Origin of the sequence: Pseudomonas sp. 18058, assembly GCF_902706155.1 — a bacterium.
Taxonomy (GTDB): Bacteria; Pseudomonadota; Gammaproteobacteria; order Pseudomonadales; family Pseudomonadaceae; genus Aquipseudomonas; species Aquipseudomonas rustica.
In genome coordinates, this window is record NZ_CACSJY010000054.1 from 14,554 (window position 1) to 39,418 (window position 24,865).

22 protein-coding genes are annotated in these 24,865 nt (G+C 58.4%); 8 read left to right on the top strand and 14 right to left on the bottom strand.

Annotated elements, in window-relative coordinates:
* Positions 1-9: 9 nt before the first annotated feature.
* The 10 genes from GVL50_RS23070 to GVL50_RS23115 all read right to left on the bottom strand — a co-directional run bounded on the left by GVL50_RS23070 (position 10) and on the right by GVL50_RS23115 (position 9,270).
* Positions 10-666, bottom strand: a complete 657-nt coding sequence (locus GVL50_RS23070) for a DUF2931 family protein (protein ID WP_159815175.1) — start codon at positions 664-666, stop codon at positions 10-12.
* Positions 666-2,207: a DUF2235 domain-containing protein gene (locus tag GVL50_RS23075; protein ID WP_159815176.1), complete on the bottom strand. Its 1,542-nt coding sequence runs from the start codon at positions 2,205-2,207 to the stop codon at positions 666-668. Before GVL50_RS23075 ends, GVL50_RS23070 begins: the two co-directional genes overlap by 1 nt.
* 139 nt (positions 2,208-2,346) lie before the next feature.
* Positions 2,347-2,706, bottom strand: coding sequence for a DUF6124 family protein (locus GVL50_RS23080; protein ID WP_159815177.1), 360 nt, complete (start codon positions 2,704-2,706; stop codon positions 2,347-2,349).
* Positions 2,707-4,074: 1,368 nt separating this feature from the next.
* Positions 4,075-4,905, bottom strand: a complete 831-nt coding sequence (dapF, locus tag GVL50_RS23085) for a diaminopimelate epimerase (protein WP_159815178.1) — start codon at positions 4,903-4,905, stop codon at positions 4,075-4,077.
* 42 nt (positions 4,906-4,947) lie between these two features.
* Entirely contained in the window at positions 4,948-5,163 is a 216-nt protein-coding gene (locus tag GVL50_RS23090) for a DUF4287 domain-containing protein (protein WP_159815179.1), read from the bottom strand.
* A gap of 155 nt (positions 5,164-5,318) precedes the next feature.
* The gene (locus GVL50_RS23095; RefSeq protein WP_159815180.1) at positions 5,319-6,581 is read right to left on the bottom strand and encodes an MFS transporter; all 1,263 of its coding nucleotides are present in this window, start codon (positions 6,579-6,581) and stop codon (positions 5,319-5,321) included.
* 117 nt (positions 6,582-6,698) lie between these two features.
* Positions 6,699-7,397, bottom strand: coding sequence for an arsenical resistance protein ArsH (arsH, locus tag GVL50_RS23100; RefSeq protein ID WP_159815181.1), 699 nt, complete (start codon positions 7,395-7,397; stop codon positions 6,699-6,701).
* A gap of 9 nt (positions 7,398-7,406) precedes the next feature.
* Positions 7,407-7,877 carry an arsenate reductase ArsC gene (locus GVL50_RS23105; RefSeq protein ID WP_159815182.1) on the bottom strand — a complete coding sequence of 157 codons (471 nt, stop codon included), beginning with the start codon at positions 7,875-7,877 and terminating at the stop codon, positions 7,407-7,409.
* A gap of 20 nt (positions 7,878-7,897) precedes the next feature.
* A complete protein-coding gene (locus GVL50_RS23110; protein ID WP_159815183.1) occupies positions 7,898-8,245 on the bottom strand; it encodes a metalloregulator ArsR/SmtB family transcription factor in 348 nt (115 codons plus the stop codon).
* Positions 8,246-8,382: 137 nt separating this feature from the next.
* Positions 8,383-9,270, bottom strand: coding sequence for a LysR family transcriptional regulator (locus tag GVL50_RS23115; protein WP_159815184.1), 888 nt, complete (start codon positions 9,268-9,270; stop codon positions 8,383-8,385).
* 133 nt (positions 9,271-9,403) lie between these two features.
* On the opposite strand from GVL50_RS23115, the gene GVL50_RS23120 reads away from it, so the two are divergent.
* The 3 genes from GVL50_RS23120 (at position 9,404) to GVL50_RS23130 (ending at position 15,353) form a co-directional block, all read left to right on the top strand.
* A complete protein-coding gene (locus GVL50_RS23120) occupies positions 9,404-11,050 on the top strand; it encodes a GMC family oxidoreductase (RefSeq protein ID WP_159815185.1) in 1,647 nt (548 codons plus the stop codon).
* A 160-nt stretch (positions 11,051-11,210) separates the two neighbouring features.
* A complete protein-coding gene (locus GVL50_RS23125) occupies positions 11,211-12,833 on the top strand; it encodes an MFS transporter (RefSeq protein WP_159815186.1) in 1,623 nt (540 codons plus the stop codon).
* Positions 12,834-13,139: 306 nt separating this feature from the next.
* Positions 13,140-15,353, top strand: a complete 2,214-nt coding sequence (locus tag GVL50_RS23130; RefSeq protein ID WP_159815187.1) for a C1 family peptidase — start codon at positions 13,140-13,142, stop codon at positions 15,351-15,353.
* Here GVL50_RS23130 and GVL50_RS23135 read toward each other — a convergent pair.
* Positions 15,350-15,718: a DUF427 domain-containing protein gene (locus tag GVL50_RS23135; RefSeq protein WP_159815188.1), complete on the bottom strand. Its 369-nt coding sequence runs from the start codon at positions 15,716-15,718 to the stop codon at positions 15,350-15,352. The genes GVL50_RS23130 and GVL50_RS23135 overlap by 4 nt on opposite strands.
* 380 nt (positions 15,719-16,098) lie before the next feature.
* Between GVL50_RS23135 and GVL50_RS23140 the strand changes: the two genes are divergently transcribed.
* The 3 genes from GVL50_RS23140 to GVL50_RS23150 all read left to right on the top strand — a co-directional run bounded on the left by GVL50_RS23140 (position 16,099) and on the right by GVL50_RS23150 (position 19,546).
* Positions 16,099-18,030, top strand: coding sequence for a DNA topoisomerase III (locus GVL50_RS23140; protein ID WP_159815193.1), 1,932 nt, complete (start codon positions 16,099-16,101; stop codon positions 18,028-18,030).
* 173 nt (positions 18,031-18,203) lie between these two features.
* Complete coding sequence (locus tag GVL50_RS23145) at positions 18,204-18,707, top strand: GNAT family N-acetyltransferase (RefSeq protein ID WP_159815189.1); 504 nt, start codon at positions 18,204-18,206, stop codon at positions 18,705-18,707.
* Positions 18,708-19,216: 509 nt separating this feature from the next.
* Positions 19,217-19,546 carry a hypothetical protein gene (locus tag GVL50_RS23150; protein WP_053121022.1) on the top strand — a complete coding sequence of 110 codons (330 nt, stop codon included), beginning with the start codon at positions 19,217-19,219 and terminating at the stop codon, positions 19,544-19,546.
* Positions 19,547-19,777: 231 nt separating this feature from the next.
* Here GVL50_RS23150 and cynR read toward each other — a convergent pair whose 3' ends face one another.
* Complete coding sequence (gene cynR, locus GVL50_RS23155; RefSeq protein WP_159815190.1) at positions 19,778-20,665, bottom strand: transcriptional regulator CynR; 888 nt, start codon at positions 20,663-20,665, stop codon at positions 19,778-19,780.
* 120 nt (positions 20,666-20,785) lie between these two features.
* On the opposite strand from cynR, the gene cynS reads away from it, so the two are divergent.
* A complete protein-coding gene (gene cynS, locus GVL50_RS23160; protein WP_053121026.1) occupies positions 20,786-21,253 on the top strand; it encodes a cyanase in 468 nt (155 codons plus the stop codon).
* Positions 21,254-21,313: 60 nt separating this feature from the next.
* On the top strand, positions 21,314-21,973 hold the full coding sequence (locus tag GVL50_RS23165; protein WP_053121028.1) for a carbonic anhydrase: 660 nt from the start codon (positions 21,314-21,316) through the stop codon (positions 21,971-21,973).
* Positions 21,974-22,090: 117 nt separating this feature from the next.
* Here the strand turns inward: GVL50_RS23165 and GVL50_RS23170 are convergent, their stop codons facing one another.
* A complete protein-coding gene (locus GVL50_RS23170; RefSeq protein ID WP_159815191.1) occupies positions 22,091-23,593 on the bottom strand; it encodes an aldehyde dehydrogenase family protein in 1,503 nt (500 codons plus the stop codon).
* Between the two features lie 197 nt (positions 23,594-23,790).
* The gene (gene glsB, locus GVL50_RS23175; protein WP_159815192.1) at positions 23,791-24,699 is read right to left on the bottom strand and encodes a glutaminase B; all 909 of its coding nucleotides are present in this window, start codon (positions 24,697-24,699) and stop codon (positions 23,791-23,793) included.
* Positions 24,700-24,865 lie beyond the last annotated feature (166 nt).

Here is a 24,865-nt window from a genome sequence, read left to right on the forward strand (position 1 = left end):
GCCTGAGGATTACCAACTCCCATAAGGGATGCCGTACTTCTCGATGTAACGTTTTGACTTTTCACTGACCGGATACGCGTATCGACCTTGGTTCTTTCCCAGACTTGGCCCCAAAGGCTCGATCTCGGCTTGTGCCTTAGCTACCTTGACAGGACGGTGACATGAATCACGAACAAACACCTGCACGACTCCCCCGGGAGCCAGTCCCAAATAGATAGAGGCGCTATAGCTAGCCTGTTGCGTTGGCGTTTCTGGGCATCGCTGGTTCACAGAGGCCACCATCAGTTTTCGCGCCTCTTCAGGTACATCCACCCAAACTTGATAGGTCTGCGGCTCAACAATGGATTGCCACCGCACATAAATGCGCTTGGGTAAGTCAGCTCCAATCACAGCTTTGGCCGCAGCGCCCACGGCGTGCCAGCCTCTCGCGGATTCTTTACCGTTTTCTGGCTCCCCACCTGCGGCAGTCCCTCCACCCGTTCGTTTGAATACGTTGCCGCTTATGTCCTCCACCGCGCTGTCTTCAACCCATACTTTCATGTAATAGGGCTCGGTGAATGCGAGCTCCCACGAATCGGATTTCGGATCATTTTTGGCCGATAGCGGCTCAGCAGATTGGCAGCCAGCCATGAACAACGCACACAACAGAGTTACAAGTACTTTCATTACCAAAGCGTCCAGTCAGGTACATGAGGGTGTTGCACGCGGATTGAGTCTTCCGTGGGCGCGTTGATGTAGACCGCATTGATGCCGCTGCCATCTCTGCGGCCTAGGGGGTGGTTCCAGTTGGCGGACGTGTGAATGTACTTCAGTTTCAACAACTCTTCTTCTCGCTGCGTCGTGGTGTAGTCACCGGCGACAAACCTATCGCACAGAGCTTGAAGCTCTGCCGGAATGGCCAGATCCGGCGTGTCTGGAATGTCATTGAAGCGAACGCCTTTTTCTTTCGCCAAACCATGCATCACTCGTAAATAAACCCTAGACAACAGGCCACTGACCGGTCGCTTGAGCTGAAGGGCTGCGTAAACGCGTTTCTGATTTGGGCTAAGTCTGTCTTGAGAATCATTCGGCATCAGTAGTGCGTCAGGCGTAACGATATCAAGCATTTGCGCAGGCCAACCCTTGGCAATCCAGTGGTTTTTGGCATTAACGGCATCCCGGTAAATTGAGGTAGTCGTGACATCCGTATTCAGAGCTACAACAAGTGTTTGCATTGGACTTACGAGCACGCACTCTTGCGCTTCCTCCAGATAGCCGCCTCCGATATCCGAATGAACGCCTGGGAGGGTAATTTCCAAATGATCCGCTTTGACCCGACTGAGTGCAAAGTTAGCTCGGCATTCATCACGAGCAGATAGCTGGACAACATCGGTAAAAAAGCGACGATCAAGATAAAGTCTGATCCCAGTTGCAATAGAGCTTTTTATGTTTCCGAAATTCGACCAACCGGCAATCGATGGGACGGTATCGAACAAGCCGATGAACCCCATGTTGATATCGCTTTTGTATTGGTCATTGAATTTAGAACAGAAGGCTTCGGGCAGGTTTCTTAGAACATTGCCAAGCTGACCACGACTGGTGCGCACAATCTCATTGGCAAAATGCCGCGCCGCCGCTGCGCCACGACTGAAGCCAAATGTATCGAAGGTAAGGGAAGTGATTTCACTGCCGGGATTATCAAGCAGAACCCGACTTATAGCTTGCTGAATGACTGGAAAAGAGGACTCGACGCGCCCGGCAACACCAGTTTCACCGCGTCCAGTACCGGCACCGAACGTACTGTCTTCTTGACCCGAGCGTGTGCCGATACCTTCAATATAAACAACACGAGACGCTCGTTTCAGCGGCCCATCGCCTACTGCATCGGGCTGCGCGTCATACAGTTCGCTCAGCTTTTTCACATTGCTGACATCGTTGCCATAACTACTATCCGGATCCCCCATATACGGTTTGCAACTCGCAGGAATATCCTGCGGCGCAATCGGATGCTGCGCGCCACACAGCAAACCAGCCGCTGTGTTATTCGCGTTATTACCCGTCCCATCAAAGAAAACCCCGATCCTCAACGCGATCCCGATTTTCTCAGGTTCAGGCGCAGGCGCTTTCCCATATTTCTCATACTCAGCCCAACGCTGGGCATGAATATCGACGGGTTTGGCCTCTTCGTAGCGGTAGTTTTTAGGCGGGTTGGGAACGTATCCACTCATCCATGATTCCTTGTTCTGATCCTTGAAGAACGGCTCGAAGGGTGACAGTCGAGGCCGGGGGGCGCAAGGCGTGGCCCTGTGCCAGCCACCGTGAGACACCGTGTGTCGAGGAGGGTTTCCTCCTCGACCGGGTGGCTGGCTATTTAGCGATTTCGACGTTGTCCAGCGCCTGGTTCACGGCGAGTTCGCCGAGCATCACGACCTGGGCGATGCCGAGCAATGTCTTGCGATGCGAGGTGTTCAGCACGGCTGCGAAGTCGTTGAGCATGGTGGTGGCGCTGCCGAGGGATTCGCTGGCGTTGGCCAGCAGGGATTCGGTGTCGTACGCCGGGTTGGCGAGGAACATGGATTCGGGTTCGTTGGTGCTGGCCATGATGTCGGCGGGGCCGAGGTAGTGGTCGAGGGCGCGTTCTGCGGCTTCGTGGAGTTTTTTCGAGTCGAGGGATTCGTAGGGGGATGTGGTGTCGGTTGCGGGAGGGTTGGGGGTTACTTTGAACATGGTGAAACTCCTGATTGTTCACTAGGAGCTACCGGCATCACTTGCAGATGATGGGTGGCAGCTATGCGCGGGTCTGCAAGACCGGGAAACCAGGAACCCGGCAGACCCGAAGGTCTCCCGCACAAAGCCGCCATTGAGTGGACACGATCAAGCGTCCTTTGGCAGGGCTATGCGTCTGGTTTTCCGGCGGGCTTGCAGACCCGTTCACTGATGAGCAGTGACAGGAATCAAGGTACGGAGTGAGCGCCAGACGCACAAGCCGGGCGATTCTGGCTTAGTCGTAGGCAAAGGCGCAAGGCGTTGTAGGGCTTGGGTGGTTACTGGAGGCTTCTGTTAAACAGAAGCTCAATCTCCTGTTTATCTAATAGTAAAAGTCAACAATTAGGTGATTATGATGGCGATTAGCACCGCATTGGCTGCTAGGTGTCGTAACCATGGGGGTTGGGGCTATTTCATCGCCATTATCCCAACTATCGCCGTTTGATGCAGTTGAAGAGGATTTATATTGATAAAAATCCCGATCTCTGCCGCGAGATTGACTGCGACTGTTGAGTTCCATCGCAATCGGATTTTAACACCGTTTGACTTCTATATTCGGAGGTAAGCCCGTTGGGCATTATGCGATGATCAATTTGGTCAGTTTAGGGTTGGACTGACCATCAGTTTTCAGGGGGATGATGGTGTAGTTGTCTTTGCTGGCACCTTCTAACGACTGTTTCTCAAATTTTTTTGCGCTGAAGATACTCGCCTCGAGGATATTTATCATGAAAACATTCTGACGCATTTAAACGGCATAACCAGTTGCGACTCAAGGACAAGGCCGATCTAGGTCGGCCCTCCGATTGCCAAAATTCGGGGCTTGCATTAATAACCACTGATTTTTTAATGCTCACCTCAAAATTACCCAATCGCCTTAAGGTAAAACCTTTTTAGGGGGACCATAACTCCTGCCTAGCGAGCCATCCGTGACATCCACAACAACCGAGTCACCGACAGCTATATTTTTTGCAGAACCTCCAGCACTTAATAGATTCTCAGAGCCATCCTCCCATCTAACTCTAAACTGATATCTCGCCATGTCACTGACTACTAGAGAGTCAGCTGCAGCAGCAATTTTAACGGCCGACAATATAGTGCCATTGCGCGTTGACGTAGTGGTCTTTACCATTTACTCCCTCGATTTGCCATGCCAGCAAATGAATTAATTGAATAATTTTCCGAGTTTTCAGACTACCTCTTCAATCAACGACTCGACACTGTAATAACTGACAGTTCTTTAAAACCATTAGAAATTAAAATATTTTATTCATTATAAAAAGATATTAACGACAGACTGCGAAATAAAAAGATCGCAGCCTTCGGCAGCTCCTACAGTGGGGTTGCGTTGGGTTGTAGTTGGCTATCCGGAATTGTGCCGGAGTAGATCGGTTCTACCGGGCCGCTGAGGGTGACGTTGCCTTTGCCGTTCCAATGGACGTGAACGCTGCCGCCGTCGCATTCAACTTCGACGTTTTGATCGAGCAGGCCCTTGCGGATGCCATTGACGGCGGCACCGCAGGCGCATGAACCGGAGCCGAGCGGAATGCCGCCGTTACGTTCCCAGATGCGTAAGCGAATGTGCTGGCGATCAATAACCTGCACAAAGTGCACATTGGTTTTGCGAGGAAACATCGGATTGCTTTCAATCGCCGGGCCAAGCGCGGCGATGTCGACCTTACTGAGGTCATCAACAAAATACGTGCAATGCGGATTGCCCATGCTGCACGCGACTGGATTGCCGGGCAGTGGTAATGCAAGCGTGTCGTGTTCCTCGGCCAGCGGAATGTCCATCCAGTGAAAAAACGGCTCACCCATGTCGACCGAGATCAATCCGCTGGATGTGCGTTCGCAATTGAGCAGGCCGCGCGTTGTGCGCAGGGTGATCGATTTGCGGCTGGCCTCGCGCATCAATCGGTCGGCGGCGCCACGGGTTGCGCTGCCGCAAACGTCGAGCACCGAACCATCGGCGTTCCAGAATTCCAGTCGTGCATCGGCGTCCATACAGTCGAGCAGCACGGCGAGTTGGTTGAAGCCGATGCCTCGGTGGCGGTCGCCCAGTCGTTGGGCAATTGCGCTGGTGATCGGGTTGGCGCTGTGACGGGCGTCGACGAGGATGAAGTCGTCGCCGTTGGCGTGCATTTTATGGAAGCTGAGCGGCATCGGTGGCGCCTTGACTGTGTGTCGTGTGAATGAGGACTGCCCTCATTTTTTGCTGTTGGCCAGATGATGCGCGACCAGTGCTGTGGCGTGGCCGTGGCCCATGCCGTGCTCGGTCTTGAGCCAGGCGACCAGTTCCATGTGCTTTTTGTCGGTGTGGCCGGCGAGCAGGTTGAGCCAGTGGTTGATGGGCTGACCGTAGTTCTTTTCGATGGAGGGGAAGTAGGACGCCGGGCCTTTTACTTTGTTGTCTTCGCTCATGGTGGTGCCTCCCTGTGAATATTCATCAATAAAGCTGCCGAAGAATCTACCTGATTCTGGCGCTTTCAGGCCGCCAGAATCAAAAGATCGCAGCCTTCGGCAGCTCCTACACACGATCAATGTAGGAGCTGCCGAAGGCTGCGATCTTTTGATCTTCAAGGCACAGTAGCTGGAGGCCTCTCATTTTGCCGATCATTCATTTCAACCATTGAACGCTGCAACGTCTCCGGAAACGCCACCCACAACAACACCAACGCCACCGCCGCCACCCCCGCCAACGTCAAAAACGCCGCACTGTAACCCGCCGCCTGAACCACAAACCCCGCCAAACTATTACTCAACGCCGCGCCCAATCCAAACACGGTCGACAGCGCGCCCAGACTGACATTGAAGTGCCCGGTACCCAACGTCAGATCCTTCACCACCACCGGAAACAGCGCGCCGAAAATCCCCGCGCCGATGCCGTCGAGCAATTGCACCGCAACCAGCCAATAAGGGTCGTCGGACAAGATGTAGAGCACGCCGCGCAACGGCAAAATCATGAAGCCAGCGAGCAGCAGCGGTTTGCGTCCCCAGACATCGGCCTTGGCCCCGACCAGCAACGCGACCGGCACCATGACCAGTTGCGCCGCGACGATGCAGGCGGAGGTCAACGGTGTGGCCATCTGCAGATTAGCCTGCGCGAGTTTCTGGCTCACTAGCGGCAGCATCGCCGCGTTCGCCAAGTGGAACAACGCGCAGCAAATGGCGAACAACAGCAGCGGTCTGTTCTTGAGCAACACCGTCAGCCCCGACGGTTGCGTGGCGTGCCCTGCTCCGCCGGGATCGAGGCCCCGCGCGACGTCGTGGTCGATGGCTTTGGGCGAAACGAAAGAGACGGCGATGACGCTGGCAATCGCCATCGCCGCCATCAGATAGAACACCGCGACCGGGCCGAACAGGTAGGCGAACACCCCGGCCAACAATGCCGCGCAGGCGTTGCCGGCGTGGTTGAAGGTTTCGTTGCGTCCGGTACGGCGGGTGAAGGCGCGCGGGCCGGTAATGCCGAGGGTGATCGCGGAAATGGCCGGGGCAAAAATCGAAGCGGCGACGGCGCTGAGGGCTTGGGTCAACGCAACTAGGCTGAAGGACGTCACGAACGGCAGCAGCAGACAACTGCCGGTCACCAGCAGCGCCGCAATGGCGATGATCGCCCGTTTGCGCCGGGTGTTATCGACCAGCGCACCCGCCGGCGTTTGCGTGACGAGCGCGGCGATGCCGGCGATGGTCATGACCAGTCCGATGCTCGCCGGATCCCAGTGATGCACCGCCAGCAGGTAAATCGCCAGATAGGGGCCGAGCCCGTCGCGCACGTCCGCGAGGAAAAAGTTGAGGCTGTCGAGCGACAGGTTGTTGCGACGATCGAGGTGTGTGGCCACGGGCAGCGTCTTCAATGTTCGAGGTCGTGGGAATTGAATCAACCTCCGCTGAGTGAGTGACCTGTGGCGCGAGAACTTAGTTGCATGGGCCGGCGGCGAGCAGCCGGCCGGGCGAGTTCAGATAGAACGCTGATTCACGCGATTCATGAGTTGCTCGGCGCTTTCTTTGCGTTCGGAATAGCGGTCGACCAGATGCGTTTGTTGGCCACGCAGCAACAGCGTGAATTTCACCAGTTCTTCCATCACATCGACGACGCGGTCGTAGAACGGTGAAGGTTTCATCCGCCCGGCGTCGTCGAATTCCATGTAGGCCTTCGGCACCGAGGATTGGTTGGGGATGGTGAACATGCGCATCCAGCGGCCCAACACGCGCAATTGGTTAACCACGTTGAACGACTGCGAACCGCCGCAGACTTGCATCACCGCGAGGGTTTTGCCTTGGGTCGGGCGCACGGCGCCGAGTTCCAGCGGGATCCAGTCGATCTGTGCCTTGAACACGGCGGACATGGCGCCGTGACGTTCCGGCGAGCACCACACCTGCCCTTCCGACCACAGCACCAGATCACGCAGTTCTTGTACTTTCGGATGATCGACGGGAACGTCATCGGGCAACGGCAATCCGGAGGGATTGAAGATGCGTGTTTCGGCACCGAAGTGTTCGAGCAGGCGTGCGGCCTCTTCGACCAGCAAGCGGCTGAAGGAGCGCTCGCGGGTCGAGCCGTAGAGCAGCAGGATGCGCGGCTTGTGTTCGCCCGGGGTCGAGGGTTTGAGGTCGTCGAACAGGCTTGGGTCGAGGTTAGGCAAATGGTCGGACATGGGTTCTCCTTAGAGCGCGCCGATGCGGTCGAGCTCGCGTTGCAGTTGCTCGCGGCTGAGTCGGGCGAAGGGCAATTCGAGGAAGGCTTGGCAGCGCAGTTCGATGCGCGCGAGGGTGGCGTGGAAAGCGGCGTTGATCGCGGCTTCGTCGCCGTTCACTTCGGACGGATCTTCCAGTCCCCAATGGGCTTTGAGGGCCGGGCCGAAGTACACCGGACAAGTCTCGCCAGCGGCTTTGTCGCAGACGGTGATGACGATGTCGGGCGGGTTATCTTCGAAGGCGTCGTTGCCTTTGCTGTGCAGGCCGTCGATGGCAATGCCGGCCTGTTGCAGCGTGGTCAGACTGCGCGGCAGCACCTGCCCTTTCGGGAAACTGCCAGCGCTGACGGCTGCGAATCCGACGGGTGCCAGGTGATTGAACAGGGCTTCTGAGAGGATGCTGCGGCAGCTGTTGGCCGTGCACATAAACAGGATTCGCATGGGTTGCTCCGGTAGAAAATTCAGCAGCACGCGGCGTCGCGCACGGGACGGCCATCCATGTTGTGCAGGCGTGCGGCGTTGTCCTTGAGCCACTCGGTGTTGGCCTTGGCCGTCACTTGCAGGATGTCGCCAATCCACGCCGGCAGATCCGGATTGAGGCGGTAATAGACCCATTGGCCCTGACGGCGATCGAGCAACAGACCGTTGCTGCGCAGTTGCGCGAGGTGGCGGCTGATTTTGGGCTGGCTGTCATCGAGCGCACACATCAGCTCGCAGACGCAGAGCTCACCTTGATTGGCGATCAGCAGAATGGCGCGGACACGGGTTTCATCGGCCAGGCTTTTGAAGACTTCGGTGGGGCTGATCATCGGGCGGGCTCGATACATATGGAAAACCGAATATACGGTTTTCCATATATTAATCAACCCAGATCAAAAGATCGCAGCCTTCGGCAGCTCCTACACCGATCTCTGTAGGAGCTGCCGAAGGCTGCGATCTTTTGATTTTAATGGTTAAGCAACAACCCCTGCTCCGCCTCACACAACCCCACCACATAGTCCCAAACCACCCGCAGCCGCACCGACTTGTGCAGCTCCCGGCGTGTGCTGATCCAGTAGCTGCGCTCGATGCTCTCATCCGGTAGTAACGGCACAAGATCAGGATCCGACGCCGCCATGTAGCAAGGCAACACCGCAATCCCCAACCCCGACCGCGCCGCTTCCTGCTGGGCGATGACGCTGGTGCTGTGAAACACCACCCGAGGGCTGCGGCAGAAGCTGTTGAGGAACATCAGTTCCTGGCTGAACAGCAAATCGTCGACATAACCGATCCACGCATGCCTTCCCAAATCCTCACGGCTGTTCAATGGCGGCGCCTTGTCGAGGTAGCTTTGGCTGGCATAAAGCGCCAATCGATAATCGGTGAGTTTGCGCGTGACCAGCATGTCCGCCGCCGGCCGTTCCAGATGAATACTGATCTCCGCCTCGCGGTTAAGAATGCTGACAAATCGCGGCACGGCGACCAGTTCCACTTCCAGTCCCGGATAGCGCTCGAACAAGCCGATCATGCGGCTGGCGAGGAATTTGATGCCGAGCCCCTCAGTCACGCCAACGCGAATCTTGCCCAGCGGCGCCGTCGATTGAGTGATCTCTTCCTGCGCCAGCAACGCCACGTTCTCCATCGCCTCCGCATGCTTGAGCAGCGCCTCCCCCGCCGGGGTCATCTCATAACCTTGCGCGTGCTGGACAAACAACGCAGTGCCGAGGCTTTTTTCGATGGCTTCGATGTGGCGGGCGACGGTGGCGTGGGTGGTGTTGAGGCGCCGGGCGGCGGTGAGCAGGCGGCCGCTGCGTTGCAGTTCGAGAAAAAACCGCAGGTCGTTCCAGTCGAACATGCTGTGTCCTTGTCGGCTATTGTCTAGTGTGGCTGTTTAAAAACGCACAGCGGCTGCGCAAAAACTAACATTCTTTTGACGAAAGCTAACAACTAGAGTGTCCGACAACAAAAACAATAAGTGAGGTCAGGGAATGCAGACTTCCCTCGATGAGTTCGACTACATCGTGGTCGGCGCCGGCCCCGCCGGGTGCTTGCTGGCCAATCGGCTATCGGCTGATCCGCAGCAGCGCGTGTTGCTGCTCGAAGCCGGCGGACGCGACAACTATGCGTGGATTCATATTCCTGTGGGTTACCTGTTCTGCATCGGTAATCCGCGCACCGACTGGTGCTTCAAAACCGAACAACAAACCGGCCTGAATGGCCGCGCGCTGAGCTATCCGCGCGGTAAAGTGCTGGGCGGCTGTTCTTCGATCAACGGCATGATCTACATGCGCGGCCAGGCCAACGACTACGACGGCTGGGCGGCCGAGGGCAATCCGGGCTGGGCCTGGAACGACGTGCTGCCGCTGTTCAAACAGAGCGAAAACCACTTTGCCGGCGCCGCTGATTTTCACGGTGCCAAGGGCGAATGGCGGGTCGAACAACAGCGCTTGTCGTGGCCGATTCTTGATGCGTTTCGCAGTGCCGCCGAACAGAGCGGCATCGCCAGCATCGATGACTTCAATCAGGGCGACAACGAGGGTTGCGGCTACTTTCAGGTTAATCAGAAATCCGGTGTGCGCTGGAACGCGGCGAAGGCGTTTCTGAAACCGGTGCGTGATCGGGCGAACCTGACGGTGCTGACCGGGGTTGAGGTGGATCGTGTCCTGCTGGAGAACGGTCGCGCCTCAAAAGTGAGTGCGCGGCATGAAGGTCAGGTCAAACAGTTCAAGGCGCGCAAAGAGATCGTCTTGTGCGCCGGTTCGGTCGGTTCGCCGAGCATTTTGCAGCGCTCCGGGATTGGCCCGCGACCGCTGCTGGAACGCCTCGGCATCGGCGTGATTCATGAGTTACCGGGCGTCGGCGGCAATCTGCAGGATCACCTGCAATTACGGCTGATCTACAAGCTGGAAAACGCGCGCACCCTGAACCAGATCGCTGGCAGTGTGTGGGGCAAGATGGGCATGGGCCTGCGTTATCTGTATGACCGCAGCGGGCCGCTGTCGATGGCGCCGAGTCAGTTGGGCGCGTTTGCGCGTTCGGGGCCGGAGCAGACCTCGGCGAATCTGGAATATCACGTGCAACCGTTGTCGCTGGAGCGCTTTGGCGAGCCGTTGCACAGCTTTCCCGCGTTTACTGCTTCTGTCTGCGATTTGCGTCCGCAGAGTCGTGGGCGCATCGACATTCGTTCGGCGGATCCGCAGGAAGCGCCGCTGATTCAGCCCAACTACCTTAGTCATCCAGAGGATTTGCGTGTGGCGGCGGATGCGATTCGTCTGACCCGGCGCATCGTCAGCGCCCCGGCCCTGCAAGCGTTCAAACCGGTGGAATATTTGCCCGGCGCGAGTTTGCAAAGTGAAGAGGAATTGCATCAGGCAGCGGCGACGATTGGCACGACGATTTTCCACCCGGTCGGCACGTGCCGCATGGGCAATGACGGTGACGCGGTGGTGGATGCGCAACTACGCGTCCACGGCGTGCCCGGTTTGCGCATCGCCGACGCCTCGATCATGCCGCGCATCACCTCGGGCAACACCTGTTCGCCTACGCTGATGATTGCCGAGAAAGCGGCACAACTGATCCTCCACCCAACCACCAGGAGCAGCACCGCAAAACCGGAACTGGCCCAAACCCTGTAGGAGCTGCCGAAGGCTGCGATCTTTTGACTTTGAATTTTTGAAATCAAAACCAAGATCAAAAGATCGCAGCCTGCGGCAGCTCCTACAGGGATATGCGTTTGATTCATGGACATCGAGCATCAGTGGAACAACAAAAACAATCACTGTGAGGGATACCGATATGTCAGAACACGCTCAGCCGCTGGACGCTGCGAGCAGCGCCACAACCAGCAACGACACACAAAAAGTCATCTTCGCTTCATCACTGGGGACGGTGTTCGAGTGGTATGACTTCTTCCTCTACGGCGCCCTCGCGGCGGTGATCAGCAAGCAGTTTTTCGCCGGGGTCAACGACACCACGGCGTTCATCTTTGCGCTGATGGCGTTCGCCGCAGGTTTTATCGTGCGGCCATTCGGGGCGCTGGTGTTCGGTCGGTTGGGGGACATGATCGGGCGCAAATACACCTTCCTCGCGACGATCATTTTGATGGGCGTGGCGACGTTCTGCGTCGGCCTGCTGCCGACCTACGCCAGCATCGGCATCGCCGCGCCGATCATTCTGGTGGTGCTGCGCATGCTTCAGGGCCTGGCGCTCGGCGGTGAATACGGCGGCGCGGCGACCTACGTGGCGGAACACGCGCCGATCGGCAAACGCGGTTTCCACACCAGTTGGATTCAATCCACCGCGACCCTCGGCCTGTTGCTGTCGTTGCTCGTCGTGCTCGGTTGCCGCTACTTCACTGGCGATCAGTTTGAAGTGTGGGGCTGGCGCATTCCGTTCCTGCTGTCGATCTTGCTGCTGGGCATTTCCACCTGGATTCGCCTGAGCCTGCACGAGTCGCCGGCCTATCTGAAAATGAAAGAAGAAGGCAAAACCTCCAAGGCGCCGATCCGCGAATCCTTCGGTAAATGGGAAAACCTCAAAGTCGTGCTGATCGCGCTGTTCAGCATCAACGCCGGGCAAGCGGTGACCTTCTACGCAGCGCAGTTTTACGTGCTGTTCTTCCTCACTCAGTTCCTGAAAATGGATCCGGCGGTGGCCAACACCTTGCTGATTATCAGTGTGGTGATCGGTGCACCGTTCTTCATCATTTTCGGCTGGCTGTCGGACAAGGTCGGACGCAAACCGGTGCTAATGCTCGGCCTGCTGCTGGCGACGGCGCTGTACTTCCCGATCTTCAAATCGCTGGCGCACTACGCCAACCCGGCCATCGATCAGGCCAGCCGTCAGGCGCCGATCACGGTGATGGCGGATCCGGCGACCTGCACTTTCCAGTTCGATCCGGTCGGCAAGGCGAAATTCGACAGTCCGTGCGACAAGGCGAAAACCTTCCTGGTCAAGCAAGGCCTGCCCTACTCCAGCGTCGCTGCGCCGGCTGGCAGTGCGATACAAATCAGCGTCGGTGACGTGAAGCTCGACGGCTACGACGAAGCCGCTTTGCGCGGCGCGATCACCCTCGCCGGCTACCCGCAACAGGCCGATGCGCAGCAGATCAACAAGCCGATGATTGTCGCGCTGATCGTGGCGCTGATCATTATTTCGGCCATGTGCTACGGGCCGCTGGCGGCGTTGATGGTTGAACTGTTCCCGACGCGCATCCGCTACACCTCGATGTCGCTGCCTTATCACATCGGCAATGGCTGGTTCGGCGGGTTTCTGCCAACGGTGTCGTTTGCGTTGGTGGTGTACACCGGGGATATCTTTTATGGGCTGTGGTACCCGGTGTTGATTACCGGCGTGAGCCTGGTGGTGGGGATGATCTTTTTGCGTGAGACCAAAAACATCGACCTCGATAAAAACTAACTCCACCCATTATTTCCCAGTTGAAAGAAAACCTGTGGCGAGGGGATTTATCCCCGCTGGGTTGCGAAGCAGCCCCAATGCATGCGACTCGGTGTGTCAGGTACGCAGAGTCGCAGGTTTTGGGGGCGCTGCGCACCCCATCGGGGCGGTGCGACGTTTCGCTAAATCCCCTCACCACAGGGGCTCAGCTCGGCCATCGCGTTTCGCGCCCACCCGCCAAATCTCGTCTACGATAACCCTCACCCTTTTTAATCCCTGCGGCGCAGGACTGCGTTGGTGACGTGGGGTCGAATCGAGCACTCCATCATGCCCGCCTCCCGCTTCGCCCTCGCGCAAACCACCATCACCCTCGACGCCCGTCCTGATCGCCTCGACCTGCGCGACCGGATCTTCACCGCGCGCGTGCAATCACTGCCCGCCTCGTTCCCGGCAGACACTGAAGTCAGCAGCCAACTGGCCGATTATCTCGGCCGCGAAATGGTGCTGTACCAAGGCAAGGAAGGCGCCTGCACCGGCTTCAGCCTGTCCGCCGTGATCAACTATTTGCTGTGGCGCCGCGATCGCGATTCGGTGAAAACCAGCCCGCGTCAGCTCTACCATTTGGCCAAGCTCTACGACGAATGGCCTGGCGAGGATTACGCCGGTTCCAGTTGCCGTGGCGCGCTCAAGGGCTGGCACAAGCACGGCGTCTGCGAGAAAAGTCTGTGGCCCTACACCGTCGCCGCCGACGGCTCGGTGCCGGACTTTGAAGCCCCCGCGCCGAACTGGGCGGAAGACGCCGTCACTCGCCCGCTCGGGGTTTATTACCGTGTGGAAAAAGACGACATCACGTCGATGATGGCGGCGCTCTTCGAAACCGGCGCGCTGTACGTGTCAGCCAATGTGCATTCCGGCTGGGCGCTGAAACCCAAGGCCAACACCAAAGCCTTCCAGAGCACGGCGCAGTTGCCGGTGATCAAATGGAACGCCAAACCTCAGGGCGGTCACGCCTTCGCGTTGATCGGCTACACCCACGATGGATTTATCGTGCAGAACTCCTGGTCGACCGATTGGGGTTACTCGGGGTTTGCGATTCTCACCTACGAGGACTGGCTGGCCAACGGCACCGATGCCTGGGCCGTCGGCCTCGGTGTGCCAATCAGACACGGCGCGATTTCACGCAATGCGCGGCCCGATAAAGCGCAGGGAGAATCGGTGTTCCGCGATGCCTTGCCGACCTCCAGCGCCAAGCGTGAAGGCGTCTCGCTGTTCTCCGCTGAAGCACCGAAAGCCGCCCGCAAAGGCCCGGCCGCGCTGACCAACGATCAGGCTTACGGGCTGACCATCGTCATGGAAAACAACGGCAGCATCGGCCCACGCTTGACCGATGTGGAAAACGTGCGCGCCGCCGTCGCGCGCATCGTCCGCGAATCGCCCAAGGCCTGGTTCGACAAACTCCCCGCCGGGCAAAAACCGAAAATTCTGCGCATCGCAATCTACGCCCACGGCGGGCTCAACTCGGAGCAGGATTCGATCAAACGCATTTGCGCGATGGCACCGTACTTCCTCGAAAACGGCGTCTATCCGCTGTTCATCACTTGGCGCACCGGGGTGCTGGAGACGCTGACCGACATCGTCAAAGACGCCCTGCCCGGCCTGTTTCCAGATTCAGGTGGCTTGGGCGACGTGTTCAAAGTGATCAAGGACAAAGCCACCGAAGGTCTGGATCGCACTGTGGAAATGGCCACGAAAAAACTCGGTGGCGATCAATGGAGCCAGATGAAGCAGAACGCCGAAGCCGCGTCGGTGGCCGGATTCACCCCGCGCGGGCTGATTGAAACGGCCGACAATCTGAAAAAACTCACGGCGGATGTCGGCGCCGACAAGATCGAATTGCACCTGATCGGCCACTCCGCCGGCTCGCTGATTAATGGCCACCTGATCCAGTTGCTCTGGGCGAGAGGCCTGCCGATTGCCACCTCAACACTGCTCGCGCCGGCCTGCACGCTCGACTTCGCCAACTCGACCTTCCGCAAAGTCATCGAGGGCGGCGGCCTCAAGCGCAAGGACTTCCACCTGCACATGATGTCGGACAACCGCGAGCAGGATGACAACGTCATCGGTGTCTATCACAAGTCGCTGCTCTATCTGGTGTCGCGCTCCTATGAAGAATTGCAGCGCATGCCGTTGCTCGGCATGGCCAAGAGTCTCGACGGCGCGTATCAGGACTTCAGCAAACCTGATTTGTGCGAGTGGAACATCGCCGCGCAGGACATGACCGTGCAATGGAACAACTTCTACTGGGGCAACAAAATCCCCACAGGTTTTGCCCTGACCGGCAACGGCTTGAGTGCAGAGTCGGCGAAAACCCTGCACCTCTACAACGACGTGAAAATGACCTATGGGCCGGGCACTAAAGCAGACACCTCGCACGGTGGTTTTGATAATGACTTGAACGCGATGACCACCACGCTGAAGACGATTCTGCGGCTCGGCCCCGACGCGAAACTGGATCAGCCGTTTATTGACCTGAACTACTAGGGCTCGGCCTTGATCACTTCGAACTTCACTTGATCGGGGTAGAACGCCACGTAATCGCGGATCGGCGCGACCGAGACTTTGGGGTTTTCGTACGTCCACACGGCGTTGGCGCCTTCGTGTCCGGGGATTTGCAGACTGAAATAACTGGCGTCGCCCTTGTACGGGCAATAACTGGTGTGGTCGGTGCGGGCGAAATATTTTTCGTCGATGTCTTCGCGGGGGACGTAATAGACCGGCGGGTAATTGGCTTCGTTGAGGATCAGCACGTGTGAGGAAGCGGCGACCTGAATGCCGTGGAATTTCACCAGCAGGCAACCGACGAGTTGTTCGAGGTTGATGACAGGGCTGGGGCCGGAGGTTTTCATGGGGGTTTCTCCTGAGGACTGCGAAGAGACCGGTTCAGGTATAGCCCAAGTGATGTGTTTGCGGGGGGTGGACAGCCGAACGGCAAGAGCCCCTCACCCCAGCCCTCTCCCAGGGGTAGAGGGAGCAGACTGAGGTGTCTGGCGTCATGCGCCGACCTGGATGTGCTGTGTCGATTATGGATTCCCAACCGATCATTCAAGTCGGTGTACTTCCCCAATATCCCCCAATCAGTCCCCTCTCCCTTTGGGAGAGGGCTAGGGTGAGGGCCAACAGACCCCGCAACACTTTTTATCTGTATATCCATACAGATAAAAGTTGCCCCCCAGCGCAACAAAAGCCATCCTGTGCACCTCCAGAACAACGATCAACGATGGTGGTTATGCGGCTGTACCTCTGTGAAAAACCTTCCCAGGCCAAAGACATTGCGGCCGTACTCGGTGCCAAGCGCCGGGGCGACGGCTGCTGGCTGGGAACGGACGTCACAGTGACCTGGTGCATCGGCCATCTGCTGGAAACCGCGCCGCCGGATGCCTACGACGCGCGCTACAAGCGCTGGGTGCTGGCGGATCTGCCGATCATTCCGGAAAAATGGAAGATGACCGTCAAGCCGCGCACCGCGAGCCAGTACAAAGCGGTGAAGCGTCTGCTCGGCGAGGCCAGCGAGCTGGTCATCGCCACCGATGCCGACCGTGAAGGCGAAATGATCGCCCGGGAACTGGTCGAGCACTGCCGCTATCGCGGGCCGATTCGGCGCTTGTGGCTGTCGGCGCTGGACGAAGCATCGATCCGCAAGGCGCTGGCCGCGCTGAAACCGGGTGCCGAAACCTTCAGCCTGTATCACTCGGCGCTGGGGCGATCGCGGGCGGATTGGCTGATCGGCATGAACATGAGTCGGCTGTTCACGCTGCTGGGGCGTCAGTCGGGTTATCAAGGCGTATTGCCGGTGGGCCGCGTGCAGACACCGACCCTGCGTCTGGTGGTGGATCGCGACCGCAGCATCGCCGATTTTGTGCCGGTGCCGTTCTGGGCGATCGACGTGGATCTGCTGCACAACGGCACGCCGTTCACCGCGCAGTGGCGGGCGCCGTCGGATGCTTGTGATGATCAGGATCGTTGCCTCAATCAAGCGTTGGCTCAGCAAGCGGCGGCGGCCATCGGCAATGCGGCGACTGCCCGAGTGGTCAAACTGCGCACCGAACGTATGCGCGAAGTGGCACCCCTGCCCTTCGATCTCGGCACGTTGCAAGAAGTCTGCTCGAAGAAACTCGGCCTCGGCGCGCAGGAAACCCTCGACATCGCCCAGGCACTCTACGAAACCTACAAAGTCGTCACCTACCCGCGCAGTGATTGCGGTTACCTGCCGCTGAGTCAGCACAGCGAGGCGCCGGGGATTCTTGCGGCGTTACGCCAAGCCGACCCGAGCCTTGAGGCGTTGAACGGCTTTCTCGAGCCTCAGCGCAAGTCGCGAGCATGGAACGACGCCAAGGTCAGCGCTCACCACGGCATCATTCCCACAGCAGCAGCGAAGAACCTCGAGCGCCTGACCGGCAAACACCGAGCGGTCTACACGCTGATTCGCGCGCGCTATCTGGCGCAGTTCCTGCCCAACCACGAATACGATCGCACTCAGGCCGACTTCGATTGCGCCGGTGAAGCGCTGCGCGCGGTGGGCAAGCAGATTATTGAGCCAGGCTGGAAGCGCGCATTGCCTGAGGCGCTCGCACCGGCCAAGGGACGCGAGGCGCCCGCACCGCAAACCCTGCCAGCGCTGAGCCAAGGTGTTGAGTGCGCGGTGGCCGATGTAAAATTCAAAGATCTGTGGACGCAGCCGCCCAAGCCTTACACCGAAGGCGATCTGATCAAGGCGATGAAGAACGTCGCCAAACTGGTGGAAGATCCGCTGCTCAAGCAGAAACTCAAGGACACCACCGGGATCGGCACCGAGGCTACTCGCGCGTCGATCATTCAAGGATTGCTCGATCGTGGCTATCTGGTGAAGAACGGCAAGGCGCTGGCCGCCACACCCGCCGCGTTCAGCCTGATCGACGCCGTGCCCCGCGCGATTGCCGACCCCGGCACCACGGCGATCTGGGAACAGGCGCTGGACATGGTGCAAAGCGGCGAGATGAGTCTGGAAGAATTCGTCACCAAACAAGCGGCGTGGATGAGCAAGCAAGTGACACGCTGCTCCGCGCTGAGCCTGACCATCAGCGGCCCACCGCCGACCGGCAAAGCCGCGACACCGTGGAAGAAAAAGCGCAAATCCACCCGCAGCCCAGCCAAGCGCACAGCCAAAGCCATCACTAAATAATCGAGCTTTGTGAAGAACCTGTGGTGAGGGGATTTATCCCCGCTGGAGTGCGCAGCAGTCCCCTGCTTTTTAAGAGTCAAAAGAGGGGCTGCTGCGCAACCCAACGGGGATAAATCCCCTCGCCACAGAGTACAGAGTCCACACTGGGGGAATGCCATTGCGGAGCTGACGCCATGCCCACCATCACCCTCCACCCCGCCCAACGCGATGACTTCGACACCGTCAACAATCTCATGCAGTTCTACCTGCACGATCTCAGCGAATGGCTCCCGCTAAAATTCGCCCACCACGGCTTCTTCCCCAACCAACTCGAAGAAAGCTACTGGCGCCACCCCGCCACCCAACCCTTCCTGATCCACGTCGACGACGAACTAGCCGGTTTCATCATCGTCGACAACCAGACCCACCTCCCCGACACCGAACACAACATCAGCTATTTCTTCCTCGCCCGATGCTGGCGTGGCCAAGGTGTCGCCCAGTTTGTCGTCTCCACCCTCTTGAGCCGGATCCCCGGGCAATGGCAAATTTTCCATATAGACGCCAATCTGCCCGCAAAACGCTTCTGGGCCGGACTCATCCCTCGATTGAGCGGTGGCGAATTCACCCGGCAGCAGCGCGAAGTGGACGGTTACCCGTGCACCTTTTACGTTCTGCACGCACCTTTTTCCGTTGCTTGAACCGATCCTTTCTCATTCCAAAACAGCTTTGTCCGACAATATGTAGTGAGCAAAAATAATCACTACATAACTGTTGACGGCGTCGTTTTGCTTTTGCATGATGAAGACGTTCCCCGATCGGGAACATCGGTAACACGCTTGAGCAAACTCGTCTGACCGCCGAGTTGTTTTTTCCGGATACACGCTGCCCACAAGGCAGATTGAAGAAGCTGACCTGGCCTGAACGTCCAGTACAAGGACGAGAAGCGCTGGCGAAAATTCTCAAGACGCTTGTGGTCGACGCTGCACAGGTCGGCAAGGAGCCTCCCGGTTTTCGCTGCTTCTCCTCGTTGTGACGCTATTGCGTAGCAGTTATTCAACACGACTACATGCAACAGATGCACGACCCCGTATTTCAACGGGCGAGCGCTGACGTCCTGGTTTCGGTGCCAGGGATCAACTAACCGATGGGCTACCTGTATTAGCGAATCAACTTTGAAAGATAACCAGACTGGTCAAGGGGCAACATTATGAATCTGAACAATCAACCTACTATCGAAGAACTGGCTCGTATGTTCGCTGCGCAAAAAGACAGCCACGACAGCCACATTCTGTGGATCAGCAAATCGGGTCAGGTGCATATCGACTGCCTGGCGCCCCACGCTGGTGAAGAAGAGTTCGACCAGAACAACCAGAACCTGCTGGCCCGCCTGAAGATGTACCGCCGCGGCCACGGCTATGTCGGCAAGAAAGCCGCGGCCGATCGGGACTTCATCGGTAATGTTCTGCAAACGCTGAAACAGGCGTGGGACTCGATGCAGAACAAGAACGAAGTTCGGGTGATTGATCGGTTCTGCTGATTCACTACTTTAATAATTGAAAGGGCCTGCTTCCTTATAAAGAAGCGGGCCCTTTTTTGTTCGCTTTATTGATATGGCTTGACTGGAATTGTAGCCCCTCACCCCAGCCCTCTCCCGAGGGAGAGGGAGGCGATTTGTGGTGCTTTCAAAATATGAGTTCGGCACAGCATTTTCAGGTCGGCGTAACTTGCACAAACACCTCGGTCAGTCCCCTCTCCCTCCGGGAGAGGGTTAGGGTGAGGGCATCTCCCGCTCCAACACCATTTCAACAAACGCCACCGCCGCCGCACTGTGATAATTATTCCGTCGCCGCAATAACGCCGCGCCCCGCTGCGGCGCCTCACTCGCCACCCGCAACCGGCGTAGCGCTCGATCCTCCGTGGCAATCGCCTCCGGCAACATCGTCGCCATCGGTGAATGCCGAACCACTTCCAGCAACGTACTCACCGAATTCACCTCGATTCGCACTTTGGGCGTAATCCCGTGCTGACGAAAATACTCATCCACCGATAACCGCGTGATGAAATCCGACGCCAGCAACGCGAAATCCAGCTGCGCAATGTCATCCGGCGCCAGCACCGCAGTGCTCTCATACAGCGGATGCTCACGCCCGACCATAACCCCCAACGTCTCAGTAAATGCCGGAATACATTCGACATCCGGACTGCGCACCGGCGTAAATGCGATCGCAATGTCCAGCGAGTCATCCGCCAATCCCGCCTCGATGTCGTCCATCGACAACTCGAAAATCTGCAGATGAATCCCCGGATACCGCGCCGTAAAGTCGCGCACCAACGGCCCGACCAGATACGCCATAAACGTTGGCGTCATCGCCAGGCGCAAGCTGCCGCGCGACAGATCTTTCACGTCATGCAACGCGCGCTGCCCCGCCTCCAGCTCAACCAACACCCGCCGCGCGCATTCGATGTAAGCCTCGCCGGCATCGGTGGGTTTGACTGTGCGCGACGTCCGATCAAACAGCGTCACGCCAAGGGTTTCTTCCAACTGGCGGATTTGCTGCGACAGCGTCGGCTGCGACACGTGCAGCGACTCGGCCGCACGGGTAAAGCCGCCGTGATCGGCAACGGCCAGCAGGTATCGCAAATGTCGCAGCAGCATGGGGCACACCATTAATAGGCAGGGCTTATGCGAAGCATTGTATATCGGTCTTGGACGCTATGGATCAATCGGCAGAAGATTGCTCCCACACAGCAAGCCAACCCTGAAAGGAGTGACACCATGCAACAGTCCCACGCCTACAACGACGCAAGCCTGGCCCTGACCACTCGCATTCTCGACATCAAGGCGCGCAAAAATCTCTCATGGCAGGATCTTGCCGACGGCACTGGTCTGAGCCTGGCCTACGTCACCGCTGCCCTGCTCGGCCAGCACCCGCTACCGGAAAATGCTGCTCAGGTCGTCGGCGACAAACTGGAGCTGGACGCCGATGCGATTGCATCGCTGCAAATCATCCCGCTGCGTGGCAGCCTCAGTGGTGTGCCGACCGACCCGACCATCTACCGCTTCCACGAGATGATTCAGATCTACGGCACCACCCTCAAAGCACTGGTTCACGAGCAGTTCGGCGACGGCATCATCAGCGCAATCAACTTCAAACTCGACATCAAAAAAGTCGAAGACCCGGAAGGCGGTTCTCGCGCCGTGGTTACCCTCGACGGCAAATTCCTGCCGCTGCGTCCGTTCTGATCTGCCCCGGCCCGCACCCCGCGTGCGGACCATTCGATCGCCCCTGAAGAGGACACGCACATGAAAGCCCTGATCGACGGTTTCTTGAAATTCCAGCACGAAGCCTTTCCGCAACGCAGCGAACTGTTCAAACACCTGGCGACCACCCAACAGCCCGGCACCTTGTTCATCACCTGTTCCGACAGCCGAGTCGTGCCGGAATTGCTGACCCAACAAGAGCCCGGTGAGCTGTTTGTGATCCGCAACGCCGGCAATATCGTGCCGTCCTACAGCCCGCATCCGGGCGGGGTTTCGGCCACGGTGGAATACGCGGTTGCCGTGCTCGGTGTGACCGACATTGTGATTTGCGGGCATTCGGATTGCGGCGCGATGACCGCGATCGCCCAGTGCAAATGCATGGATCACCTGCCCGCCGTCAGCGGCTGGTTGCAGCATGCCGAGTCGGCGAAAGTGGTGAATGAAGCGCGAGCGCATGCCAGTGATGCGGCGAAGTTGAGTTCGATGGTGCGCGAAAATGTCATTGCGCAACTGGCGAATATTCAGACGCACCCGAGCGTGCGCCTGGCCCAGGAGAAAGGCCTGCTGAATCTGCATGGCTGGGTGTATGACATCGAGACGGGATCGATCGATGCGCTGTCATCGGATCGGCGCACGTTTGTGCCGTTAGCGGAACAGCCGGCGACGTGTGCGGTTTACGCAAACAGCGCTGACGCAGCCTGAAACACCCCTGTAGGAGCTGCCGAAGGCTGCGATCTTTTGATCTTGATCTTAAAAAACAAGATCAAAAGATCGCAGCCTTCGGCAGCTCCTACAGGAAGCGAATCGTGTCGATGGGGGTTAGCGTTTTACGCTCAGGTCGATCTGGCTCATGCGGCTGCGCACCGTGAACACGCCATCCCCCGAAAGAATCGCGCTGCGTGCAAACAAGCGCCCGCTCTCCCAGTTCGAAAGCCCCAGTTCCGGCTTGTTCAGCGCGTACTGCCCATCGACCCAACGGGTGATGCCATTGCCCACAAACGGCGCATTCACCGCGTTGTAAAAACGCTCTTGAACCGCCGCATCTTCACTGATCAACGACACCGTGAACTGCGGGCTATAGCGGTTGAATAGCGCAATCGCCTGATCCAGATCGTCAACGATCATCAGGCTGACTTCCGGGGTTTCTTCCCATTCCCACTCGCGGCCCAATGCCGATTGCGCCAGCGGTTCAGCCAAGGCTTCAGTCTGATAACCCTCGGCGCGATACACCTCGACCGTCGCGTTCTGCCATTCACTCGGCAGGTAACTTTCACTGCCCTCGACGATGTGCAATTTGCAGCCCTGACCGCGTGCGGTGCCGGCCTGCTGCAGCGCATCAAGAAACAGCGGCACCAATTCTGCTGCACGCTCACGCTGGATCAGGCAGACGTTCAGCGTGTTGCACACTTTGCGATCCAGCGAATTCCGCACCACCGCGGCGAAGCGTTTGGCGTCTGCGTCACGATCGGCAATCAGCCACGCCCCGCCCGTACCGTGCAGGCTGACGGCGGTGCCGGCCTGCTGGGCGATGCTGCCCAATTGACTCACCGCACGGCCCGAGCCGCGCGCCACGGCCAGCGACAAACGCCGGTCGGCAAACATCGCCCAACCGGCGGCGTGGTTGACGCTTTCCACCAACGACACCGCACCGGCCGGCAAACCTGCCTCGGCCAGCGCTGGATTCAAGGCGTGGGTGACGATGGCTTGCGCGGTGCCCAAGGCATCGCTGCCAATGCGCAGCACGGCGGTGTTGCCGGTGCGCAATACGCCGGCTGCGTCGGCGAACACGTTCGGTCGACCTTCAAAGACAAATGCGACGATGCCCAGCGGTGAGACCACTTGCTCAACTTTCCAGCCATCGTGCTCGACGCTGCTGATGATTTTGCCGCGCGTCGCGGCGGCATCACGCCAGGCGCGCAGGCCGGCGATCATGTCGCGGCGCATGCGTTCATCGGCGAGCAATCGGGTGGTGGAGCGGCCGCGGGATTTGGCACGTTCGATGTCGGCCAGGTTCGCCGCTTCGATCTGCGCCCAACACGCTGTAGTTTCGAGACGTTGTGCAAACAGATCGAAGAATTGGCTGATCGCTTCGTCAGAGACCGCCGACAACGCGGTGAAAGCCGAGGCCGCGCGTTCGATCGCCACCGAGGCCGCTTGTTGATCGACCACGGGAATCAGCAGCAACTCGCCACTCACCTGCTCGACCAGCAGGTGGTCTCCGGGCTGAAACCGCGCGGCCAGTTCGGGGCTGACCACGGTGACGCGGTTGCCAGCGAAAGGGATCGGGGTGCCAGCGACGAGACGTTCGAGTGCAAGAGACATGAAGCGGATTCACCATGCAGGGAGCGGCCGGAAAATGTATAGGAACACCCTCCCAACAGGCAACACAAAACCCAATGACCAACAAAACCCTGTGGGAGCGGGCTTGCTCGCGAATGCAGTGTGCCAGTACACGAATCAATAGCTGATACACCGCATTCGCGAGCAAGCCCGCTCCCACAGGGGTTGTGGTGTTTGGGTTAAAACACTGACCAGCCAATTCTGGCGCTAAGCATCTCCAGCGCCGCCATCCCCGCCAGCGAGTTACCCGCAGCATTCAGCTCCGGCGACCACACGCACACGGTGAACTGCCCCGGCACCACCGCGACAATCCCGCCACCGACGCCGCTCTTGCCCGGCAAACCCACGCGATAAGCAAAATTGCCCGCCTCGTCATACAGCCCACTGGTGGCCATGATCGAGTTGACCTGTTGAGTCTGCCGCCGCGCGAGAATCTGCTCGCCGCTGTGTTTGCAAAAACCGTCGTTGGCCAAAAAGCAAAACGCCCGCGCCAGGTCGATGCAGTTCATCCGCAATGCGCAATGGCTGAAGTAACTGCGCAGCACTGCTTCAACGTCGTTGTGAAAGTTGCCGAACGATTGCATCAGATACGCCATCGCCGCATTGCGTGCGCGGTGCTGATATTCGGAGTCGGCGACTTTGCTGTCGATCATGATTTGCGGGTTGCCCGACAGGCGCCGCACGAAATCGCGCATCGACAGGGTCGGCGCGGCGAAGCGCGACTGGTTGATGTCGCAGATCACCAACGCACCAGCATTGATGAACGGGTTGCGCGGGCGGCCGCGTTCAAACTCAAGTTGCACCAGCGAGTTGAACGGCTGGCCTGACGGCTCATGACCGAGGCGTTCCCAGATCGCTTCGCCGGAATGTTCGATGGCCTGCACCAGGCTGAACACCTTGGAAATACTCTGCACCGAGAACGGCGTGTCGGCGTCGCCGGCGCAGTACATTTCGCCGTCGTTGCCGTACACGGCGATGCCCAATTGATTGGCCGGCACAGTGCCGAGGGCGGGAATGTAGTCAGCCACCTTGCCCTGTCCGATCAGAGGACGGACAGCGTCAAGGATCTCGTTCAACAGCGCTTGCATGCCGGTTTCCGAAGTCTCGCCCCGTGGGATTGCGGGGACACTGGGGCTAGACGTTGCGCGGGCAAATCAGATCACACCTCACTGACACCCTGATGAACAAAATGTGGGAGCGGGCTTGCTCGCGAAGGCGGTGTGTCAGCCACATCAGTGCAATGTGTGCCGACGC